Annotated in this window: 10 protein-coding genes; 7 read left to right on the top strand and 3 right to left on the bottom strand. The window is 62.9% G+C overall.

What is annotated here, in order from left to right; all coding sequences use genetic code 11:
- Positions 1 to 24 precede the first annotated feature (24 nt).
- The 3 genes from ggt to ACXJ16_RS04770 all read left to right on the top strand — a co-directional run bounded on the left by ggt (position 25) and on the right by ACXJ16_RS04770 (position 4,730).
- Positions 25 to 1,698 carry a gamma-glutamyltransferase gene (gene ggt, locus ACXJ16_RS04780; protein ID WP_463921756.1) on the top strand — a complete coding sequence of 558 codons (1,674 nt, stop codon included), beginning with the start codon at positions 25 to 27 and terminating at the stop codon, positions 1,696 to 1,698.
- A 100-nt stretch (positions 1,699 to 1,798) separates the two neighbouring features.
- On the top strand, positions 1,799 to 3,124 hold the full coding sequence (locus ACXJ16_RS04775) for an amino acid permease (RefSeq protein WP_324695337.1): 1,326 nt from the start codon (positions 1,799 to 1,801) through the stop codon (positions 3,122 to 3,124).
- 1 nt (position 3,125) lies between these two features.
- Complete coding sequence (locus ACXJ16_RS04770; RefSeq protein ID WP_463921498.1) at positions 3,126 to 4,730, top strand: phytoene desaturase family protein; 1,605 nt, start codon at positions 3,126 to 3,128, stop codon at positions 4,728 to 4,730.
- A 39-nt stretch (positions 4,731 to 4,769) separates the two neighbouring features.
- Here the strand turns inward: ACXJ16_RS04770 and ACXJ16_RS04765 are convergent, their stop codons facing one another.
- Together ACXJ16_RS04765 and acpA are read right to left on the bottom strand one after the other, a co-directional pair.
- Positions 4,770 to 6,179, bottom strand: coding sequence for a M20/M25/M40 family metallo-hydrolase (locus ACXJ16_RS04765; RefSeq protein WP_463921496.1), 1,410 nt, complete (start codon positions 6,177 to 6,179; stop codon positions 4,770 to 4,772).
- Positions 6,180 to 6,369: 190 nt separating this feature from the next.
- Complete coding sequence (gene acpA / locus ACXJ16_RS04760; RefSeq protein ID WP_463921495.1) at positions 6,370 to 8,049, bottom strand: acid phosphatase; 1,680 nt, start codon at positions 8,047 to 8,049, stop codon at positions 6,370 to 6,372.
- Positions 8,050 to 8,398: 349 nt separating this feature from the next.
- Between acpA and ACXJ16_RS04755 the strand changes: the two genes are divergently transcribed.
- The 4 genes from ACXJ16_RS04755 (at position 8,399) to ACXJ16_RS04740 (ending at position 15,853) form a co-directional block, all read left to right on the top strand.
- Positions 8,399 to 11,128 (top strand): TonB-dependent receptor, encoded by a 2,730-nt coding sequence (locus ACXJ16_RS04755; RefSeq protein WP_185997357.1) that lies wholly within the window; start codon positions 8,399 to 8,401, stop codon positions 11,126 to 11,128.
- A gap of 335 nt (positions 11,129 to 11,463) precedes the next feature.
- A complete protein-coding gene (locus ACXJ16_RS04750) occupies positions 11,464 to 14,220 on the top strand; it encodes a TonB-dependent receptor (RefSeq protein WP_463921494.1) in 2,757 nt (918 codons plus the stop codon).
- A 111-nt stretch (positions 14,221 to 14,331) separates the two neighbouring features.
- The gene (locus ACXJ16_RS04745) at positions 14,332 to 14,850 is read left to right on the top strand and encodes an RNA polymerase sigma factor (RefSeq protein ID WP_082370342.1); all 519 of its coding nucleotides are present in this window, start codon (positions 14,332 to 14,334) and stop codon (positions 14,848 to 14,850) included.
- On the top strand, positions 14,843 to 15,853 hold the full coding sequence (locus ACXJ16_RS04740) for a FecR family protein (RefSeq protein WP_463921493.1): 1,011 nt from the start codon (positions 14,843 to 14,845) through the stop codon (positions 15,851 to 15,853). The genes ACXJ16_RS04745 and ACXJ16_RS04740 overlap by 8 nt, the downstream gene beginning before the upstream one ends.
- Before the next feature lie 46 nt (positions 15,854 to 15,899).
- On the opposite strand, the gene ACXJ16_RS04735 is transcribed toward ACXJ16_RS04740, so the two are convergent.
- Positions 15,900 to 17,519, bottom strand: coding sequence for an alkaline phosphatase D family protein (locus tag ACXJ16_RS04735; protein WP_463921492.1), 1,620 nt, complete (start codon positions 17,517 to 17,519; stop codon positions 15,900 to 15,902).
- Positions 17,520 to 17,526 lie beyond the last annotated feature (7 nt).

The following is a 17,526-nucleotide window of genomic DNA, read 5'->3' as shown; positions in this document are numbered from 1 at the left end:
TCTGCGCTGATGTTGACGGCAGCCATGCCCGCCGATGGCAGGACGCCTCATGCCGTCTCCGCGACGGCCGAGCCGACCGGCCAGTCGGCGACGGCACGACATGCCATGGTCGCCGCCGCAAACCCGCTGGCGGTCAAGGCAGGAGTGGACGTGCTGAAGGCAGGCGGTTCAGCCGTGGACGCAGCGGTCGCAATCCAGGCCGTGCTCGGTCTGGTCGAACCGCAAAGCTCGGGTCTCGGCGGCGGCTCGTTCATGGTCTACTACGATGCGAAGACGCGCAAGGCGACCGCCTATGACGGCCGCGAAGTCGCTCCGGCCAGAGCGACGGACCGGCTTTTCCTGGGTGCCGATGGCAAGCGCCTGCCGTTCGTCGAGGCGGTGCTCGGGGGAATCTCTACCGGCGTGCCCGGCGCGGTGGCCATGCTGGACATGGCGCATCGCGATCACGGCAAGCTGGCGTGGTCGGAATTGTTCGGCGAAGCGCACAAGCTCGCGCAGGACGGCTTTATTGTCAGCCCGCGGCTCGCTGGAATGATCTCCCAGCGCAAGGCGCCCCAGGCCTCGGCTCCAGACGCAAGGCGCTACTTCACCAAGGCGGACGGCATGCCCTATGCGGCGGGCGACCGTCTGAAAAACCCGGATTACGCCCGTTCGCTCGAACGGATCGCGAAATTCGGCGCTTCCGGCCTGCTCACCGGCCCGATAGCCCAGCAGATCGTCGATCGGGTAAGCCAAGGGCCTTATCCCAGTGCGATGACGCTGGCGGACCTTGCCAGTTACCGTCCGCGTTCTGGACCAGCCCTTTGCCGCACCTACCGTGTGTACCTGGTCTGCACGCCGCAGGCTCCGTCCGGCGGGCCGGGCCTTCAGATGGCGCTCGGCATTCTCGAACATACCGACATCGACAAGCGCAGCGCCAGCGATGAAAAGGCATGGTTCGAATTCGCGCAGGCAAGCCGCCTCGCCTATGCCGACCGCGACCGCTATGTCGGCGATCCGGCCTTCGTGAAAGTGCCGCTCGAAGGTCTGCTCGACCCCTCATACGCTAAGGAGCGCGCGGCGCTGGTGGGCGAAAAAGCTGGGCCGGTCACTTTCGGCAAACCGAAGGGAGCGCCGGAATTCGGCCCCGATGGCACCAATGAGCCCGGCGGCACCAGCCATATCGTCATCGTCGATACGCAAGGCAATGTCGTCTCGATGACCACGACGGTTGAAAGCATCTTCGGCTCCGGACGAATGGTAGGCGGGTTCTTCCTCAACAACCAGATGACCGATTTCTCGTTCAGCCCGACGGACGACGACGGGGCGAAAGCCGCGAACGCGCCGGCCGCCGGCAAGCGTCCGCGTTCCAGCATGGCTCCCACGATCGTCCTGACCCCTCAGCACAAATTCGTCGCTGCCGCCGGCTCGCCCGGTGGCAGCGCCATTCAGGCCTACAATCTCAAGGTGCTGGTCGCCCTGCTCGACTGGAAGATGTCCCCGCAGGATGCAGTGACGCTGCCCAACCTCGTCGCCAAGGGCGACAGCTACAGTGCCGACGTCTTCCCCGCGCCGATCATGGAAGGGCTGGCGGCAAGGAACATGCCCCTGTCGACCGCAAGGGGCGAGGAATCGGGCCTCCAGGCGATTGTCGCCACGCCGAACGGCTATATCGGCGGCGCAGATCCCCGGCGCGAAGGCGTGGCAAGAGGGTTCTAGGCGGCGTGGATCGCCCCGCACTTCCTCCCCCCACTTCCTCCCCGTTGAAAATAGCGTAGTCATGCCATAGGGGCCGCTGCCTTTCATTCAGGGATACAGCATGGCAGGCGATTGGGACGAGGCGGAACAGGCAGGGGGCGGCAAGGCTTCCGTTATAGCCACATCGTCGGGAAGCCTCGGCCTGATGGCGGCGATCGCCTTGGTCATGGGAAACATGATCGGCTCAGGCGTGTTCCTGCTGCCGGCCAGCCTGGCTCCGTTCGGCTGGAACGGCGTGATCGGCTGGCTGACGACGATCAGCGGCGCTCTCGTCCTCGCCTTCGTTCTCAGCCGCCTGACACATGCCCGTCCAGAAGCCGGCAGCCCCGCCGGTTTCGTCACCGACGCCTTCGGCAAGACCGCCGGGTTTTTCATAAGCTGGATTTATCTCGTCTCGCTGTGGACCTCGGTGGTTACGATCGCGGTGGCCGCGGTCAGCTACCTGTCCAGCATGGTACCGTTTCTTGGACGGGGCGAACATGTCCCCGCCCTTGCCGCCATCGCCCTGCTCTGGCTGGTGACGCTGATAAACCTGCGCAGTACGCGCGCTGCGGGGAACTTCCAGATCGTCACGCTGGCGCTCAAGATAATTCCCCTCCTGGTCGTCATAGTGCTGGCCGTCCATATCCTTGCCAGTGGCAAGGCCCAACTGCCCTCCTTCGATCCCTCCGAAGTTCGTTCCGGCGCCATCAACGGCGCCGCCACCCTGACGCTATGGGCCTTGCTCGGCTTCGAATCCGCCAGCGTCGCAGCCGCGCGCGTACGCAACCCGAAAGTGAACGTCGCGCGGGCCACGCTTTGGGGCACCGCGCTGACCGGTGCGCTTTACCTGATGGTTTGCTCTGCCATCGCCCTGCTCCTGCCCAGTGACCTCGCTTCGCATTCGGCAGCGCCGTTCGCCACTTTCGTCGCCCGTTTCTGGGACGGTAACGCAGCGATGCTCATCGCCGTCTTCGCCGTCATCAGTTGCATCGGCGCGCTGAACGGCTGGACCCTGCTTGAAGCAGAAATGGTGCGGGACATGGCCAGTCGTCGCCTGTTGCCGCACTGGCTCGCCGAAACCGACGCGCGCGGAACGGCGAGGCGGGCTCTGCTGGTTTCCGCCGTTGTCGCCAGCTGCTTTGCCGCCTTGAACGCCAGCAGGACCATGCAGGCCCTGTTCGAATACCTCCTGCTTCTGTCGACCTCGGCAACGCTGTGGCTTTATCTTGCCTGCGCGCTTGCCGCGCTCAGGCTCGGCGTTGCGCGCATCCCCGCGCTGCTCGGCGCGCTCTATGCTCTATGGACCCTATGGGGCGCCGGGATCGGCGCCAGCGGCCTCAGCTTCGTCCTGATGGCGCTGGGTCTTCCCATCTGGCTCTGGCTCAAGCACAACGAGATCGACTAGCATGACGAAGAGATACGATGCCCTCATCATCGGTGGCGGACACAACGGCCTGGTCTGCGCGTTCTACCTCGCCCGTTCCGGACTGAAGGTACGTATTCTCGAGCGGCGCGGTGTCGTCGGCGGCGCGGCGGTTACGGAGGAGTTCCATCCGGGTTTTCGCAATTCGGTCGCCAGCTATACCGTAAGCCTGCTCCAGCCCAAGGTCATTGCCGACATGAAGCTGGCGGAGCATGGCTACCGCGTGATCGAGCGACCGATTTCGAACTTCCTGCCGCAGGAAAACGGCCGCTACCTCAAGCTCGGTGGCGGGCTGGAGCGTACTCAGGCCGAGTTTCGGCGCTTTTCCCCGCATGATGCGGATATCCTCCCGGCCTACTACGATGCACTTGAAGGCGTTGCCGAAGTTCTGCGCGACCTTGCCCTCAAGTCTCCTCCCAATGCCGGAGACGGCTGGCGCGGCCTGATCGATGCAGCGCTGCAAGGGCGACGGGTTGCGGGCCTCCCGATCGAAGCTCAGCGAGACGTGCTCGACCTGTTCACCAAGTCTGCACGTACCCTGCTTGACGGCTGGTTCGAAAGCGAGGCCGTGAAGGCTGCCTTCGGTTTCGATGCGGTCGTCGGAAACTATGCCTCGCCCGATACGCCGGGCAGCGCTTACGTCCTGTTGCATCACGTCTTCGGCGAAGTGAACGGCAAGAAGGGGGCGTGGGGCCACTCGGTGGGCGGGATGGGTGAAATTACCCGCATCATGGCGGAAGTGTGCCGCGGTCTCGGTGTAGAGATCAGTCTGGAAAGTCCGGTAGATCAGGTCCTTGTCGATGGCGGCAAGGTCGCGGGGATTCGGCTCGAAAGCGGCGAGGAGATTGCCGCGCCGCGTGTCATCGCCAATGTCGGCCCAAAGCTTCTCTATGGGAAGATGGTCGCAGCAAGCGACCTCTCGCCCGACTTCGCCCGCCGGATGAAAGGGTTCAAGGCGGGCAGCGGCACCTTCCGGATGAACGTGGCCCTATCCGAATTGCCGCGCTTCACTTGCCTGCCGGAGCCAGGCGAACATCACAGGTCCGGCATCATCATCGCGCCAACTCTGGACTACATGGACCGGGCGTTCCTTGACGCAAAAACCCACGGCTGGTCGCGAAAGCCCATCGTCGAGATGCTGATCCCCTCGACCATCGACGACAGTCTGGCCCCGCCGGGCCAACATGTAGCCAGCCTCTTCTGCCAGCAGTTCGCCCCCGAACTTCCCGGCGGCAGGGACTGGGATGACGAGGAGGACAAGGCCGCCGATACGATCATCGATACGGTCGAAGCCCAGGCCCCCGGCTTTCGTGCCTCGATCCTGGGACGGCAGATACTGAGCCCGAAGGGGCTGGAGCGCAAATTCGGCCTTGTGGGCGGCGACATCATGCATGGCAACCTGACGCTGGACCAGATGTGGTCGGCGCGTCCGGTGCTTGGCCACGGATCCTATCGCGGCCCGATCAGGGGGCTCTACATGTGCGGTGCGGGCACGCATCCCGGAGGCGGCGTCACCGGAGCGCCGGGACACAACTGCGCGCACGAAGTTATTGCCGACGGCGCCCGAATGAAGCGCTTTCGCATCTAGAAAATACCGGGCGGGATCACGCCCGCCCGGCGTATTCCCTCACTTGCCGGCAAGGTCCCTGTAGAGGCTGAGATAGTAAGTGATGCCCGGACGGACGTTGAGCAGCGGCAGTCGCTCGTTGAGGCCGTGGGCGAACTCATCGGAGTCCTTCATCATCGACGCACTCGCGCCGTAGCTGGGCACACCCACCGCGCGGTACCACATCGAATCCGAAGCACCCGAGGCCTGTGACGGGATGATCGGGATCGGTCCCCAGGCTGCCGTCACCGCCTTGCGCGTGGCGGCCACGAAGTCCGGTCGCATCGGTGATGCGGGCGACATGGTGGAGGCATCGCCGGTCACGTCGGAGAACTTCGCCGCCGGTACGTTCGCGACTTTCTGCAATTCAGCCATGATCTCCTCGCGGGTATGGCCGGGGAAGATGCGGCAATTGATATTGGCGGTGGCCCGCTGCGGCAGCGCGTTCTGCGCATGCCCGCCGGCGATCATCGTTGGCACGCATGTGGTGCCGGTACGCCCGACCATGGAGGGATTGGCCCGCAGCACCTTGAGCGCCGCCTCGTCGTTGGGGTTGGCTGCGAAGGCGCGCATGGCGCCGGCCAGCGCCGCGTCGGGCTCCAGCTTAGCAGCCTCCACCCAGTAGGCACGGGTAATGTCGTTCAGTTCCGGCTGAAAGTGATAGTGCCCGATCCGCTCAAGCGCTTCCGAAAGCTGGACGATGGCGTTTTCCGTGCGCGGCGCGGAACTGTGCCCGCCCGCGTTCGTCACCTCGATCTGGTAATCGACATAGGTCTTTTCAGCCCCCTGCCATGACCAGAACGACGGCTTGCCGGTCTTCTCGGAAAGCGTGCCCGAAGCCCCGTCGACGTTGAGTACGAGGTCCGCGTTCTTCAAGCGTTCGGCAATCAGCTTCGAGGTCGCCATCGAGGTTTCCTCATCGCCGGAATACGCGATCACGAGGGTACGCTTCGGCCGGAAGCCCTGACGGCGCAGTTCGATCATCGATTCCATCGCGAGCACCGCTTCGAACTTGGTGTCGCTAGCGCCGCGTCCGTACAGGTAGCCGTTCTCGACTACGGGCGTGAAGGGATCGCGCTCCCAGTCGGCGGGCTTGGCTTCCACCACATCCATGTGTGCGGAAACGACCAGCGGCTTGAGCGAGGGATCGCTGCCGGGCCATGTCGCGATCAGGTAGGCAGTGTCCTTGTGGGGGACGATCTCGATGTCTCCCGCATTCCAGCCGTTCGCGAGCAGTTCCTTGCGGAACAGTTCGGCGACGTCGCCTGTCTTGTTGCCTTCACCCTCCACGGAACGCAGCGCGATGGCTTGCTTCGAGATTTCGAGAACCTGCTTCTCGGCCTCCGGATAAGCCTTCGGTGCAGCTTGCGCGCCGGTTGCCGCCAGCATGGCGGCCGCCAAGGAAGCAGCGGTAAGTGGAATATGCCGCATGGATCTGATGCCCCTGTTTTTCTGAAAATGCGATCCGAAGTTCGTGCTTGACCGGAGGTGATGGAGAATCGCTCCGAACCCCGGCACTCTGTCGCATTCGCAGGTGCAACGCACCTGTTTTGCGGACTTTCCTGCACGGTTTGAAGCAAACGGCAAGGGTAGGCGCCATGTGGCCGCCCACCCTGCCGGCTCAGGCGATATCCAGCGCGTTCGTAAGGTCACCCGGCGCGACACCGCCGGCCGCGATCATCGCATCTTCGCGCGTTTGCAGGCCCGGCAGTTTCTCCAGCCCGAACCGGCGGGTGAGGAAGCGCGCGATGGAACCTGTGTCGTAGATCGTATGATCCACCGCGCCCTTCTTTGCATGGGGCGAAACGATGACAGCGGGAATGCGCGTGCCCGGCCCCCAACGATCCCCTTTTGGAGGGGCCACGTGATCCCACCAGCCGCCGTTCTCGTCGAAAGTGATCACGATCAGCATTCGTTCCCACTGGGGGCTCGCGCGTAGGCCGTCGATGACAGCGGCAATATGGCGATCTCCTGCATCGATATCCGAATAGCCGGCATGCATGTTGAGATTGCCCTGCGGCTTGTAGAAGCTGACCGCCGGAAGTTTACCCGTCTCGGCATCGGCCAGGAAGCGATTGGTGCGGGCCGTGCTGCCTTCGCCGCCGTCGCGCAGATGCTTCGCACGTTCCGCGGTGCCCGGCGCGAACCGATCATAATAATTGAACGGCTGGTGATGCGGCTGGAAATTCGGGCGCGAAGGGAAAGAGGCATCGTTCAGACGCCCTTCCATCGCTGCGTTCCACCCTCCGGCATACCAGGCCCATTCAACACCCTTGGCCGAGAGCATATCGCCGATAGTCTTGTGCTGTTGCGGCACCAATGTGTGACTACTGCCGGCATTGGCGAAACCGGGTTTCTCGGGGTCGAGTTCGTAGGTCGGCGCGTAAGGCGGCAGCATCGTGTTCACCGCCCAGAAGTCCGGCGAGAGTGTGCTGGTAGAGAACATCGCAGGACCGTCCATCGCACTGGCCGCATTCCTGGGATCGAGCTTGAGCTTGATGCCCTTGGGATCGTCTCCCTCGATATGCGCGATACGCTTGGCGACGGGGCTCTTGTCGGCATCCGGATAGAACGGCGGCTGCGCGGCGATGAGGTATTGGTGATTGAGGAACGAGCCGCCGAAAGCACCCATGAAGAAATTGTCGCAAAGCGTGAATTCGCGGGCGACCTGCCAGAGCCGCAACTGCGCGCGCATATCGCCGTAGTGGCCCATGACCAGTGCGCCGCTATCCCCCCAGGCTACGAAACCGTCGTTTTTGCCACCATTGATCTGCCACTGGTTCTGATAGAACGCATGGACGAGATCGCGGGTGACGAGCCCATGCGGAAGCGGATCTCCCTCCGGCGTCTTGAGCGCGAAAGGACCGTTGGCGATCGGGCCGAGGTCATCCGGGCCAATCTGATATTCGGTATGTTCGACGACCTGCTTGCCAGGAACAAGCCCCTCCCAGATCTTCGGGAGCCTGTCCATGATCCTGCCGTCACGGTCACGCTGGGCGGTGCGCTCTGCCGGGACGGATGCGAGCGGTTGCTCCAGGCCGGGAAAATCGGCGAAGAGATTGTTGAAGCTGCGGTTTTCCGCAAAGATCACGACCACGGTGTCGATCGCATCACGCAGTTTCGCATCGCTTACCCGAGCACGGCTTTTAAGCCCCTTCCCGGTTGCGGCAGCAGCCTCTCCGGGAGCGCCGGCAACGGCAGCGGCACCAAGCGCAGCGGCAAGGCCGCCCAGAAAGTCGCGGCGGTCGGAACGCACAATTGGCTCGTCTGCCTGCGGCTTGGGAAGGTCGGAATCGGTCATGGAAGCTCCGGCGGGAGAAGAAATTTCTTCGGCTGTTTGCGTTTACCGATAAGGCAAGTCAACCACCCGCCATCATCCACGCGATCCAGATTTACAGAAAATTAATAGAAACTTCACCAAATATCACAAAAGAACTATAGTTTTATATTTTAAAGTTCGAATACCTTACCAAAAATTGAAAATGATTATTTATATATCAATTCAAAAAATTCCTTTGAAATAAAAATGTAATCAAAGTTACTCCGAACTTTCACAAAATTCTTCTGTCCCCATCGCGTCGATCACGCGCTCTCCACCCCCGACCGCCGCAGGGCCTTCCGCTCACGGCATCCATCGGGGAGTTATTCGAATGTGGACCAAACGCAGCCTCTGGCTGGTATCGACAGCCATCGCCTTCGGCACGATGGCAGCTCAGCCGGCTTACGCCGAGGGCGAACCTGCAGCTTCTCCTGAAAACGATATCGTCGTCACCGGCTTCCGCGCCAGCCTTCAGGGCGCTCGTGACGTGAAGCGCAATGCGACGATCATCCAGGATTCGATCGTTGCCGACGACATCGCCGCCTTCCCCGACCTCAACCTTGCCGAAGCGCTCCAGCGCCTGCCAGGCGTCGCCATCAACCGCGAAGCCGGCGAAGGCCGCAGGGTCAGCTTGCGCGGCCTTGGTCCGGACTTCACCCGCGTCCAGCTCAACGGCATGGAAGTGCTGGGCAACGTGGACTCTCCGCAGGACAGCCGCGGCCAAGGCACGCGCGACCGCGCGTTCGACTTCAACATTTTCGCCGCCGAACTGTTCAACCGCGTGGATGTGCGCAAGTCCTTCTCGGCAGAGCAGACCGAAGGCGGCCTTGCCGGCACAGTGGGGCTCTATACCGCGCGCCCGTTCGACTATGAGGGCACGAAGGTAGCCTTCTCGGCCTCGGCGGGCACCAATACGCTGACCAAGGATTTCCAGCCGCGCCTGACCGGCCTCGTCTCGAAGAACTGGGGCGATTTCGGCATCCTCGTCTCCGCCGCCTACAGCCACCGCCAGACCCGGGAAACCGGCGTCGATACCTATCGCTGGCGCCTCAACAAGGCGAACGGCTCGGATATCTCGGGCCTGACGCAAGAGGAACAGGACAAGATCAACTCTGGTGAACTGCGCTTCGCGCGCGGCAACCGACTTTCGGTCTGGGACAGCACGCAGGACCGCCTTGGCGTAACGGCTTCGGCGCAGTGGAACCCGGCCGAAACCGTGCATCTCACGCTGGACGGCCTTTACGGCAAGTACAAGGCCGACCGCTTCGAGACCCATCTCGCCTCCCGCGGCAGTGGCGGTTCCACCTGGCTTGGCGGCGGGCAGACCTTCGCGGGCGTGACCTATCCGAACTCGACCATCAACGACATCGAGTGGAACGACCAGAACGAGGTTACCTACCTTGACGTTTCGGGCGCACAGACCGCTACCGAAACCCGTATCCAGAAGACCACCAACACGTTCAAGCAACTGGTCCTCAGCGGCGACGCCGAGATCGTGCCGGGCCTCAAGGCGACGTTCCTGGGCGGCATCGAGCGTTCCAGCTACGACATGCCGGTGGACGACCATTTCTACACCGAAGCCTATGGCGACGTGATCTCAGACTATCGCGGCGGCAGCTACTCGCTCGTCAACACTTATGGCTGGGACACGAGCGATGCGTCGAACTACCACGCGCATGAAATCGACATGAACCAGAGCTTCCAGGATACCGCCTTCGACAACATCAAGGGCGCCCTCGCGTATGAGTTCACGCCCGACGACAAGATCTCCGTCGGCGGCGAATGGCGGCGGTTCAAAAACTCCGGCTTCAAGCGCACCTACAACGATGCCCTGCTGAACGATTTCAAGTCAGGTGCAGTAAGCGCAGACATCGGCGATTATTCGCAGGTCTACACCGGCTACAAGGGCCAGGACTGGGTGATCGTCGATTATGACAAGGCCCTCGACGTGCTCGGCATCGACCGGGGGAACTACCTGACCTCGAAGAACAGCGTCTTCGCGGTGGAAGAGCGTACCGCCGCCGGATACGTGCAGTACGACTGGAACCATCAGCTCGGCTCCCTGCCCTTCCGCGGCAACATCGGCGGCCGCTACTATCATACGGACATCCTTTCGGCGGGCATCGGCACCGTGAGCGGCGCGAATACGCCCATCGCGGTTTCAGCGAGCTATCAGGGCTTCCTGCCCGCCGTGAACATGATCTTCGAGCCGGCTCGCGATCTTGTTGTCCGCGCTTCGGCGGCGCGCAACATCAACCGTCCCTCTCTCGGCTCGCTGGCCGTCAATGGCACCGTTTCGGTCGGTGACAACGGCGAACTGTCTGTTTCGGTCGGCAACCCTGCCCTCAAGCCCTACAAGTCCACCGACCTCGATCTTTCGGTCGAGTATTATTTCGGCAAGGTCGGCTCGGTCAGCGGGGCCCTGTTCTACAAGACGCTGGACGGCTTCATCACCACCCAGACCGTCAACGACGTGCCTTACAGCCAAACCGGCCTTTCGACCGATCTTGTCCCTGGCGCGACCGGCAACACCATCGTCACCTCGTTCTCGCGTCCGGTGAACCTGGGCAAGACGGACCTGTGGGGCCTCGAACTTTCGGCGCAGACGGATTTCACTTTCCTGCCCGCACCGTTCGACCACCTCGGGACAGTGGTGAACTTCACATATGTCGATTCCAGATACGATTACTCGACGATGTACAGCGGCGGCGCCAACACCACGCTTGAAGGCTTGAGCAAGTACAACGGCAACGTCACGCTCTACTATCAGGATGCAAAGTTCGACATTCGCGGATCGGCCAATTACCGCAGCAGCTACGTCTATAGCGCAGCGCCGATTACTAGTTCGCTGGGGCTCGACCAGGATCTCTCTGGCTATGCGGCAACTGTCTATGTTGACATGTCCGCCCACTACAAGGTGACTGATGCCATCCAGCTCACGCTCGATGCGATCAATCTCACCAACCAGCACGAACGGCAGTACTCGGACAGCACCAAGCGCCTTTATGTGAATACCCGTTCGGGTACGACCGTTATGGGCGGCGTCCGCTTCGAGTTCTGATGGAAAGGGCGCGAGGCACATCCCTGTCTCGCGCCCCAACCGGCATGGCGAACAAACGATAGCGCAAGGTCACATAACCGTCATCGAGCCCTGATAGCGGCCGCGCCGGAGGGCTTGTGTTTCCCAGCGGTCGCGTTCGGCTCATCACATCCTGCATGGTTCTGGCACTGGCCGCACCGCTTGCGGCCGGAAGCGCACATGCACGTGCTGGAAAGCCTGCGCTTCCAACATCGCGGCCAAAGCCGCGCAGCATTGCCTTCAAGATCCCCTCGGGCCGACTTGTCGATGTTCTGAGGGCGATTTCCCAGCAGTCCGGCGTACAGATTGTTACCTCGGTGACACGGGACCTGAAAATCCGTCGTGCTGTACGAGAGCGGCTGACGGTCGAAGAAGCCCTGGCAAGGATCGCCACCGAGGTTCCGGTAACGGTAAAACGGATGCCGGACGGGTTCGTGGTCACTCAGGGCATGTCATCCGCATCTCGCAGCCCTACACCTTCTCCGGCTGCGACTGCCGCGACATCGGAACCGGAAGCGCCGCCCATCATCGTCACCGGCTACCGTGAAAGCCTGAGGCAGGCGGTGGCGGAAAAGCAGGGGGCGCAGTCCATCCTCGAGGTCACCCGTGCCGAGGATATCGCCGCTTTCCCCGACCACAATGCTGCTGACGCTCTGCAACGCCTGCCGGGAATTGCCATCAGCCGTGACAATGGCGAAGGCAGGCAGGTTTCGCTGCGCGGTCTCGGACCGCTTTTCACCCGCACCACACTGAACGGGATCGAGGCGCTCGCCACCACCGCATCGGGTTTAGACAATCGCGGTTCGGCCAGTCGCCAGCGCCGGTTCGACTATTCGGTGTTCGATGCAGGACTGTTCTCGGAAGTCGAAGTGCTCAAGAGCTGGTCAGCGGATCGTGAGGCCGGCGGCGTCGGCGGGACCGTGGCCCTGCGCACGGTTCGTCCCTTCGACCAATCCGGCGACGTCACCCTGCTTTCCATGCAAGGCCGCGCAGGTGCCAACAGCAGTGCCGTCACGCCGCAGCTCACCGCCGAAATCTCGCGGAGAAACGATCGATGGGGTGCGCTTCTGGCGTTGTCCTGGAGCCGGAATCGGGTTTCCGAATACGGCTACCGCAACTGGGACTGGGTTCCCGTCGTCTTCGGAGAAGCCAACGTCGGCTCCGGGGTGAGCAGCGAAGACCGGGCGCGCCTTACCGGCCATGGCGATCCACTGTACATGTCGCGCGCGCAAACTTACTCGACCTGGACTAACCGTTTCGATCGGCTGAACCTCGTTGCCTCGCTCCAACATGAGAGTGACGGTGGGGTCACAATAGCGCTGGATCTCGTTCACGCGCGGCTGTCCAATCATCGCGAGGAATACTCGCTGGCCGCAGCCGGAACCAACGGGCTGACTGCGGATGTCGATGGCACCCAGTTGCTCAACGCGGTAACGGTCGTGGGGAACACGATCACCGCGGCGGATTTCAGCAGGGTGGACTTCCGCTCGGAGCACAAGCTGACGGAAGATCACACCGATTTCAGTCAGGCGGTGTTCTCGCTCGACGCACCGATCGGAGAACGCACGAAGGTCGCCGCGCGGATCGGCTATGCCCGCAGCGATTTCGAGGAGCCGGTGTTCGACAAGGTTTTCCTCGAAGCCGTCGGCAAGAACTTCAGCTATGTCGCGACCGGGCATGGCGCACGCAACGCCTATGGTTTCGACCTCACCCAGGCTTCCCAGTGGAGCCTCATGCGGGCGGACACCCGCGAAGATTCGATCGTCAATCAGAACGTCACAGCAAGGGTCGAACTGAGCCACACCATCGCTTCGGGGCTCGAATTGCGCCTCGGCGGCTCCTATCGCTACTTCGGCAACGACGGGTACGAACGGCGTGTAAGGGTTGACTACGAGGAAGGCAGTCCCGCTCTGACATCCCTGTTCAACGGCCAGACGCTGGCCCCTTATATCGTCGCCGATGTCGATGCCACTTTCGCCGCGACCGGGCAGCAGCGCGATCTCGGCGGCGGCGATGACATGCCCGGCACCGCCTACGCATTGCATGAAAACACTTATGCCGCTTTCGCACTCGCCGCGGTCGGTGGACAGCTTGGCGCAATGCCGCTCAGGGCCGAGTTCGGGCTTCAATACCAGCGCGTGGATACCCTTTCCTCAGGCAAGGCCAGTACCGACGTCAGCCAGTATCCGGTTTCCCTTCGCAGTAGCCGGGGGGCGTGGCTACCCTCGATACAGGCGCGCCTGGAACTCCGTCCCGACCTGCTGCTGCGTCTTGCCGCCAGCCGTAACCTGAACCAGCCCGACGTCGCCGACCTGCGCGCCGCGGCACAGGTCAATGCGACGCCGTTCGGCGGCACCATCACCTCGGGCAATCCGGCCCTGAAGCCCTTCACGGCCGATGCGCTGGATCTGTCGATCGAGCACTACTCGGGCCGAGATGGCTATGTCTCTCTAGGCCTGTTCTACAAGCACCTGGATTCGTTCATCACCTCTCAGACCAGCGTTACGCCCTATTCGGAAACCGGCTATCCGCTGGAGTTCCTCTACGCCGATCAGGCCCCCTCGATCCTCTACAACGTCGTGCGCCCCGTGAATGGGTCGGGTGCCTCGATCTTCGGGCTGGAGGCAGCCGTCCAGCGTGACCTGCGCTTCCTGCCCGCTCCGTTCGACGGTTTCGGAATGGCCGCAAACATCACTTTCGCCTCAGGCAGGAGCGACGTGACCTACGGCACCGATACAGTCGACCTGCCCCTGATCGACCTGTCTCGCTGGTCGGGCAACGCTACGCTCTATTACACGGGGCAAAAGTGGGATGCGCGGATCGCCGCCGCATACCGCGGAACGTACCGGGTTGGAGTGGGCAATAACGGCAACATCGGGGAATGGATCAAGCCGAGCCTGACACTCGATCTCGCCGCTCACTTCGCACTTGGTGAAAAGCTGCAGGCATTGGCGGAGGCCCGTAACCTGACCGACGCTCCGATCGCCCAGTACACCGACCGCGATGCCCGCCGACTGCTCGCCAGAACCCGCAGCGGGCGGGTGTTCTCCGCCGGGCTCAGGTACAGATTTTGAGGATGCGATGACCATCCTGTCCCCACCCGGCCGCCTCGACGCTCTTACTTCGCAAACCGCATTGGAATTGCCGGACATGCCGCGCTCATCACCGGGCCGTCGACAATGTACATGACCGATGCCGCCAGCCAGCTTTCCGCCGGGCTCGGGCGGCTGCGCAGCTATGTTCGCAAACGGATGCGCGACCCGGGCGGCATGGAGGACGTGGTGCAGGAAACGCTGGTACGCGTGATCGAACAGGAACGCCGACAAGTGATCGAGCAGCCTCTGGCCTATGCCTTCAGAGTTGCAGACTCTGTCATCATGGCAGGCGCCCGCAAGGCCGCGCGCGAAACGGAACTGGATGAATTCGAACTGGTCTGCAACCTGCCGCTGGCCGACGAGGTGCTCGATTACCGCCAGCGCCTCGGCCGGTTCGAAGCCGCCCTCGAACGACTTACCCCGCAACGCCGCACAGTGTTTCGCATGCGCCATATCGACGGAAAATCGCGGCAGGATATTGCGGCTGAAATGAACCTCAGCGTGGAGGCCGTGAAGAAGCACCTCGTGCGCGCAATGGCCGACCTCACCCTCTCCCTCGGCGACGACTGGGCGCCGGAAGCCGGGGCAGGAACCAACCATCATGGATGAACGACAGCTGGAAATGATTGAAACCGCCGCCGACTGGGCGGATCGCTACGATGACCTTGACGAGGCCGGTCGCCGAGAACTGGCGCGCTGGCTGGAGCAATCCCCTGAACATGGCCGGACCTTTGCCCGCATGAGGCAAATGCTCCAGGACGGAGCGCTGGCGGAAGCGCTCGAAAGCACAGCGAGCGTCGTGGAGGTGCCCATTCCCGTACTGCCGCGTCAGCGGCCTTCGGCGATGAGGCCCGGATTGCGGCGCACTGGGCAGGAGGCGCCGGGTCTCGGCAGGCGGCAGGCTCTCGCTGCCGGTCTGGCCGCGCTCGCAGTTGTACCCCTCGGCAGCTATTTCCTATTCCGGAACGGCGAAGAGGTGCCAGCCTCACCGCTCCGTTTTGCCAGCGCCGTCGGCAAGCGGCGCCATTTCACGCTGCCTGATGGCTCGGGCCTCTTGCTGGATGCCGCTTCCTCGGTCGCCGTTCACTTCACAGCCGACATGCGCGCGGTAGAGCTGGAGCGCGGAGCTGCCCGCTTCGATGTCCGCCACGATGCCGCGCGCCCTTTCGAAGTCCGCACCCCCGGGGCGAGCATGACCGCTCTCGGCACCAGCTTCAGCGTCGATCGATTGACTGGTGCGTCGGAACTGCGCGTCTTTTCCGGACGGGTTCGGATGGCGGCGGACGGCCATGACGCGTTCGTCGTGCCGGCCCGGGAATGGGCGTTGTTCGACGGCAGTGCGACAAGCCGGGGGAATTTCGATGCCGAGACCCGGCCGGACTGGCAGAACGACTGGCTCGACGCAGATTCCATGCGGCTCGGCTTCGCGATAGAGCGGCTGGCCCGGTATAGCGAAACACCCATCCGGCTCGGCGATCCCGCACTGGCTAGCCGCACTTTCAGCGGCCGCTTCCGGCTGGACCGGCCAGAACAGTCGCTGGCCCTGATCGGCGCCCTGTTCGGCCTTGAAGCAAGCCGCCGCGCCGATGGTATCTACCTTGTAACTGCATGAAACGGAAGGGCGATCCTGCACCTTGCCGGACCGCCCGCCGATAACGTCATGCTTTCGCGAAGCGCCGCTCGTTCCAGTTTACCGAAAGTCCGGTACTGGTAGTACCTGCGGTGGAACGTCCGGCAATGGCGTTCATGAAATGCCACTGCCCGTTCACCCTTTCAGGTGTCAGATCCAGCGAGACATAGCCCCGGCGGCTGGTGTCGGCGAATGCCAGCCCCGGATTTGCTCCCCGAAGCGCAGCGGCAAGATCGGCGGGCGACACGGAGGGCAAGTATGCCTCATAGCCCGGCGAGGTGACCGAATGCCCGGCATATTCCACACCGGCCGCGCGTCCGTCGACCGAGAGTTCATTGCCCCAGGCATTGTGGCTGTCGCCAGAGAGCACGACGAGGTTGCAATCCGCCTCACGCGCAGCGCGCAGCAGGCGTTCACGTGCGGCAGGATAGCCGTCCCAAGAGTCCATGTTGAACGGCAGGCCGGCCTTCGATGCGGCGGCAATGGCCATGAGCGCCTGCCGCACTTTCGGGTCTGCCCCTGCCGGAACGAGATCCGCCATCTGCGGCGGGGCCTTGAGCGACCCCATCACCACCTGCTGCGCCAGAACCTGCCAGCGCGTGCCGGACCTCGCCGAATCCGCCAGCCCCTTGTACAGCCACGCTTCCTGCCTGGCCCCCATGAGCGTCCGGTCGGCGGACATCCATGGGCCGTCGCGAAATTCTGCGAGAGCCTTGGCGATATCATTTTGTCCAGCCATGGCCGAACCGAAATCGAGTTGCTGCGTGCGCTCGCTTACGCGGGTTTCCGGGCGGAACAGAGTTGCCAGCGAACCTATCTGGAAACTGTCATAGAGCGCATCCGACACCGGCATCCATTCGCGATAGGCCTTCTCGGCGGCCGCACGGCGTATCGCCCATGGGCCTTCCTTGTCGCTCTGATGGTTCTCTGCCCCGCCTTTCCAGGTGTCATTGGCGAATTCGTGGTCGTCCCACTGGGCAATCATTGGAAATCGCTGGTGAATCCGGCGCAGGTCGGGATCCAGGCGGTAGCTGGCGAAACGCAGGCGATAGTCGGCAAGCGTCACCGTTTCGTTATGCGGCTCGATCGCGCGACCCGCCATCGGGTGGTCGGGATAGTGGCCGTATTCGTACTCGTAGAAGTAGTCGCCGACATGAACGATCAGGTCGAGATCGTCGCGGGCGGCGGCGTGGGCATAGGCGTTGAACCAGCCGAACGGCATGTTCGAGCAGGAGAAAAGCCCGACACCGAAGCGTTCGACCTCACCCACCGGCAGGGTCCGGGTCCGGCCGACTTCGCTTTTGGTGCCGTCCGGCGCGATGAAGCGATAGAAGTACCATTGCCCCGGCGCGAGGCCGGAAACCACCAGCTTGGCGCAATTGTCGTGCGCGGGAGAAGCGACGACCTCGCCGCCTCCCGCCACTTTCCGGAAAGTGTCGTCCGCCGAAAGTTCGCAGCGCAGTTTCGTATCACCGCTGCCGACATAGCGGGTCCATAAGAGCACTGAGTTCGCCGCCGGCTCCCCGCTCGCCACGCCGTGCGTGAAGCCGCGCGCGGTGAGTATCTGCGCTACTCCCGGTGTGGAGAGGGCTGCGAGCCCGAAGGCGCCTGCCTGGAGCAGCAGGCGGCGGTCGAGTTGAAGCGTCATGTCTATT

This window comes from Novosphingobium sp. TK71 (assembly GCF_055361505.1).
This window is presented reverse-complemented; position numbering and strand designations above follow the sequence as displayed.

Coding starts and splice junctions, on each gene's coding strand:
- ggt (WP_463921756.1), top strand. CDS start 25: ATGCCCGCCGATGGCAGGACGCCTCATGCCGTCTCCGCGACGGCCGAG.
- ACXJ16_RS04775 (WP_324695337.1), top strand. CDS start 1,799: ATGGCAGGCGATTGGGACGAGGCGGAACAGGCAGGGGGCGGCAAGGCT.
- ACXJ16_RS04770 (WP_463921498.1), top strand. CDS start 3,126: ATGACGAAGAGATACGATGCCCTCATCATCGGTGGCGGACACAACGGC.
- ACXJ16_RS04765 (WP_463921496.1), bottom strand. CDS start 6,179: ATGCGGCATATTCCACTTACCGCTGCTTCCTTGGCGGCCGCCATGCTG.
- acpA (WP_463921495.1), bottom strand. CDS start 8,049: ATGACCGATTCCGACCTTCCCAAGCCGCAGGCAGACGAGCCAATTGTG.
- ACXJ16_RS04755 (WP_185997357.1), top strand. CDS start 8,399: ATGTGGACCAAACGCAGCCTCTGGCTGGTATCGACAGCCATCGCCTTC.
- ACXJ16_RS04745 (WP_082370342.1), top strand. CDS start 14,332: ATGACCGATGCCGCCAGCCAGCTTTCCGCCGGGCTCGGGCGGCTGCGC.
- ACXJ16_RS04740 (WP_463921493.1), top strand. CDS start 14,843: ATGGATGAACGACAGCTGGAAATGATTGAAACCGCCGCCGACTGGGCG.
- ACXJ16_RS04735 (WP_463921492.1), bottom strand. CDS start 17,519: ATGACGCTTCAACTCGACCGCCGCCTGCTGCTCCAGGCAGGCGCCTTC.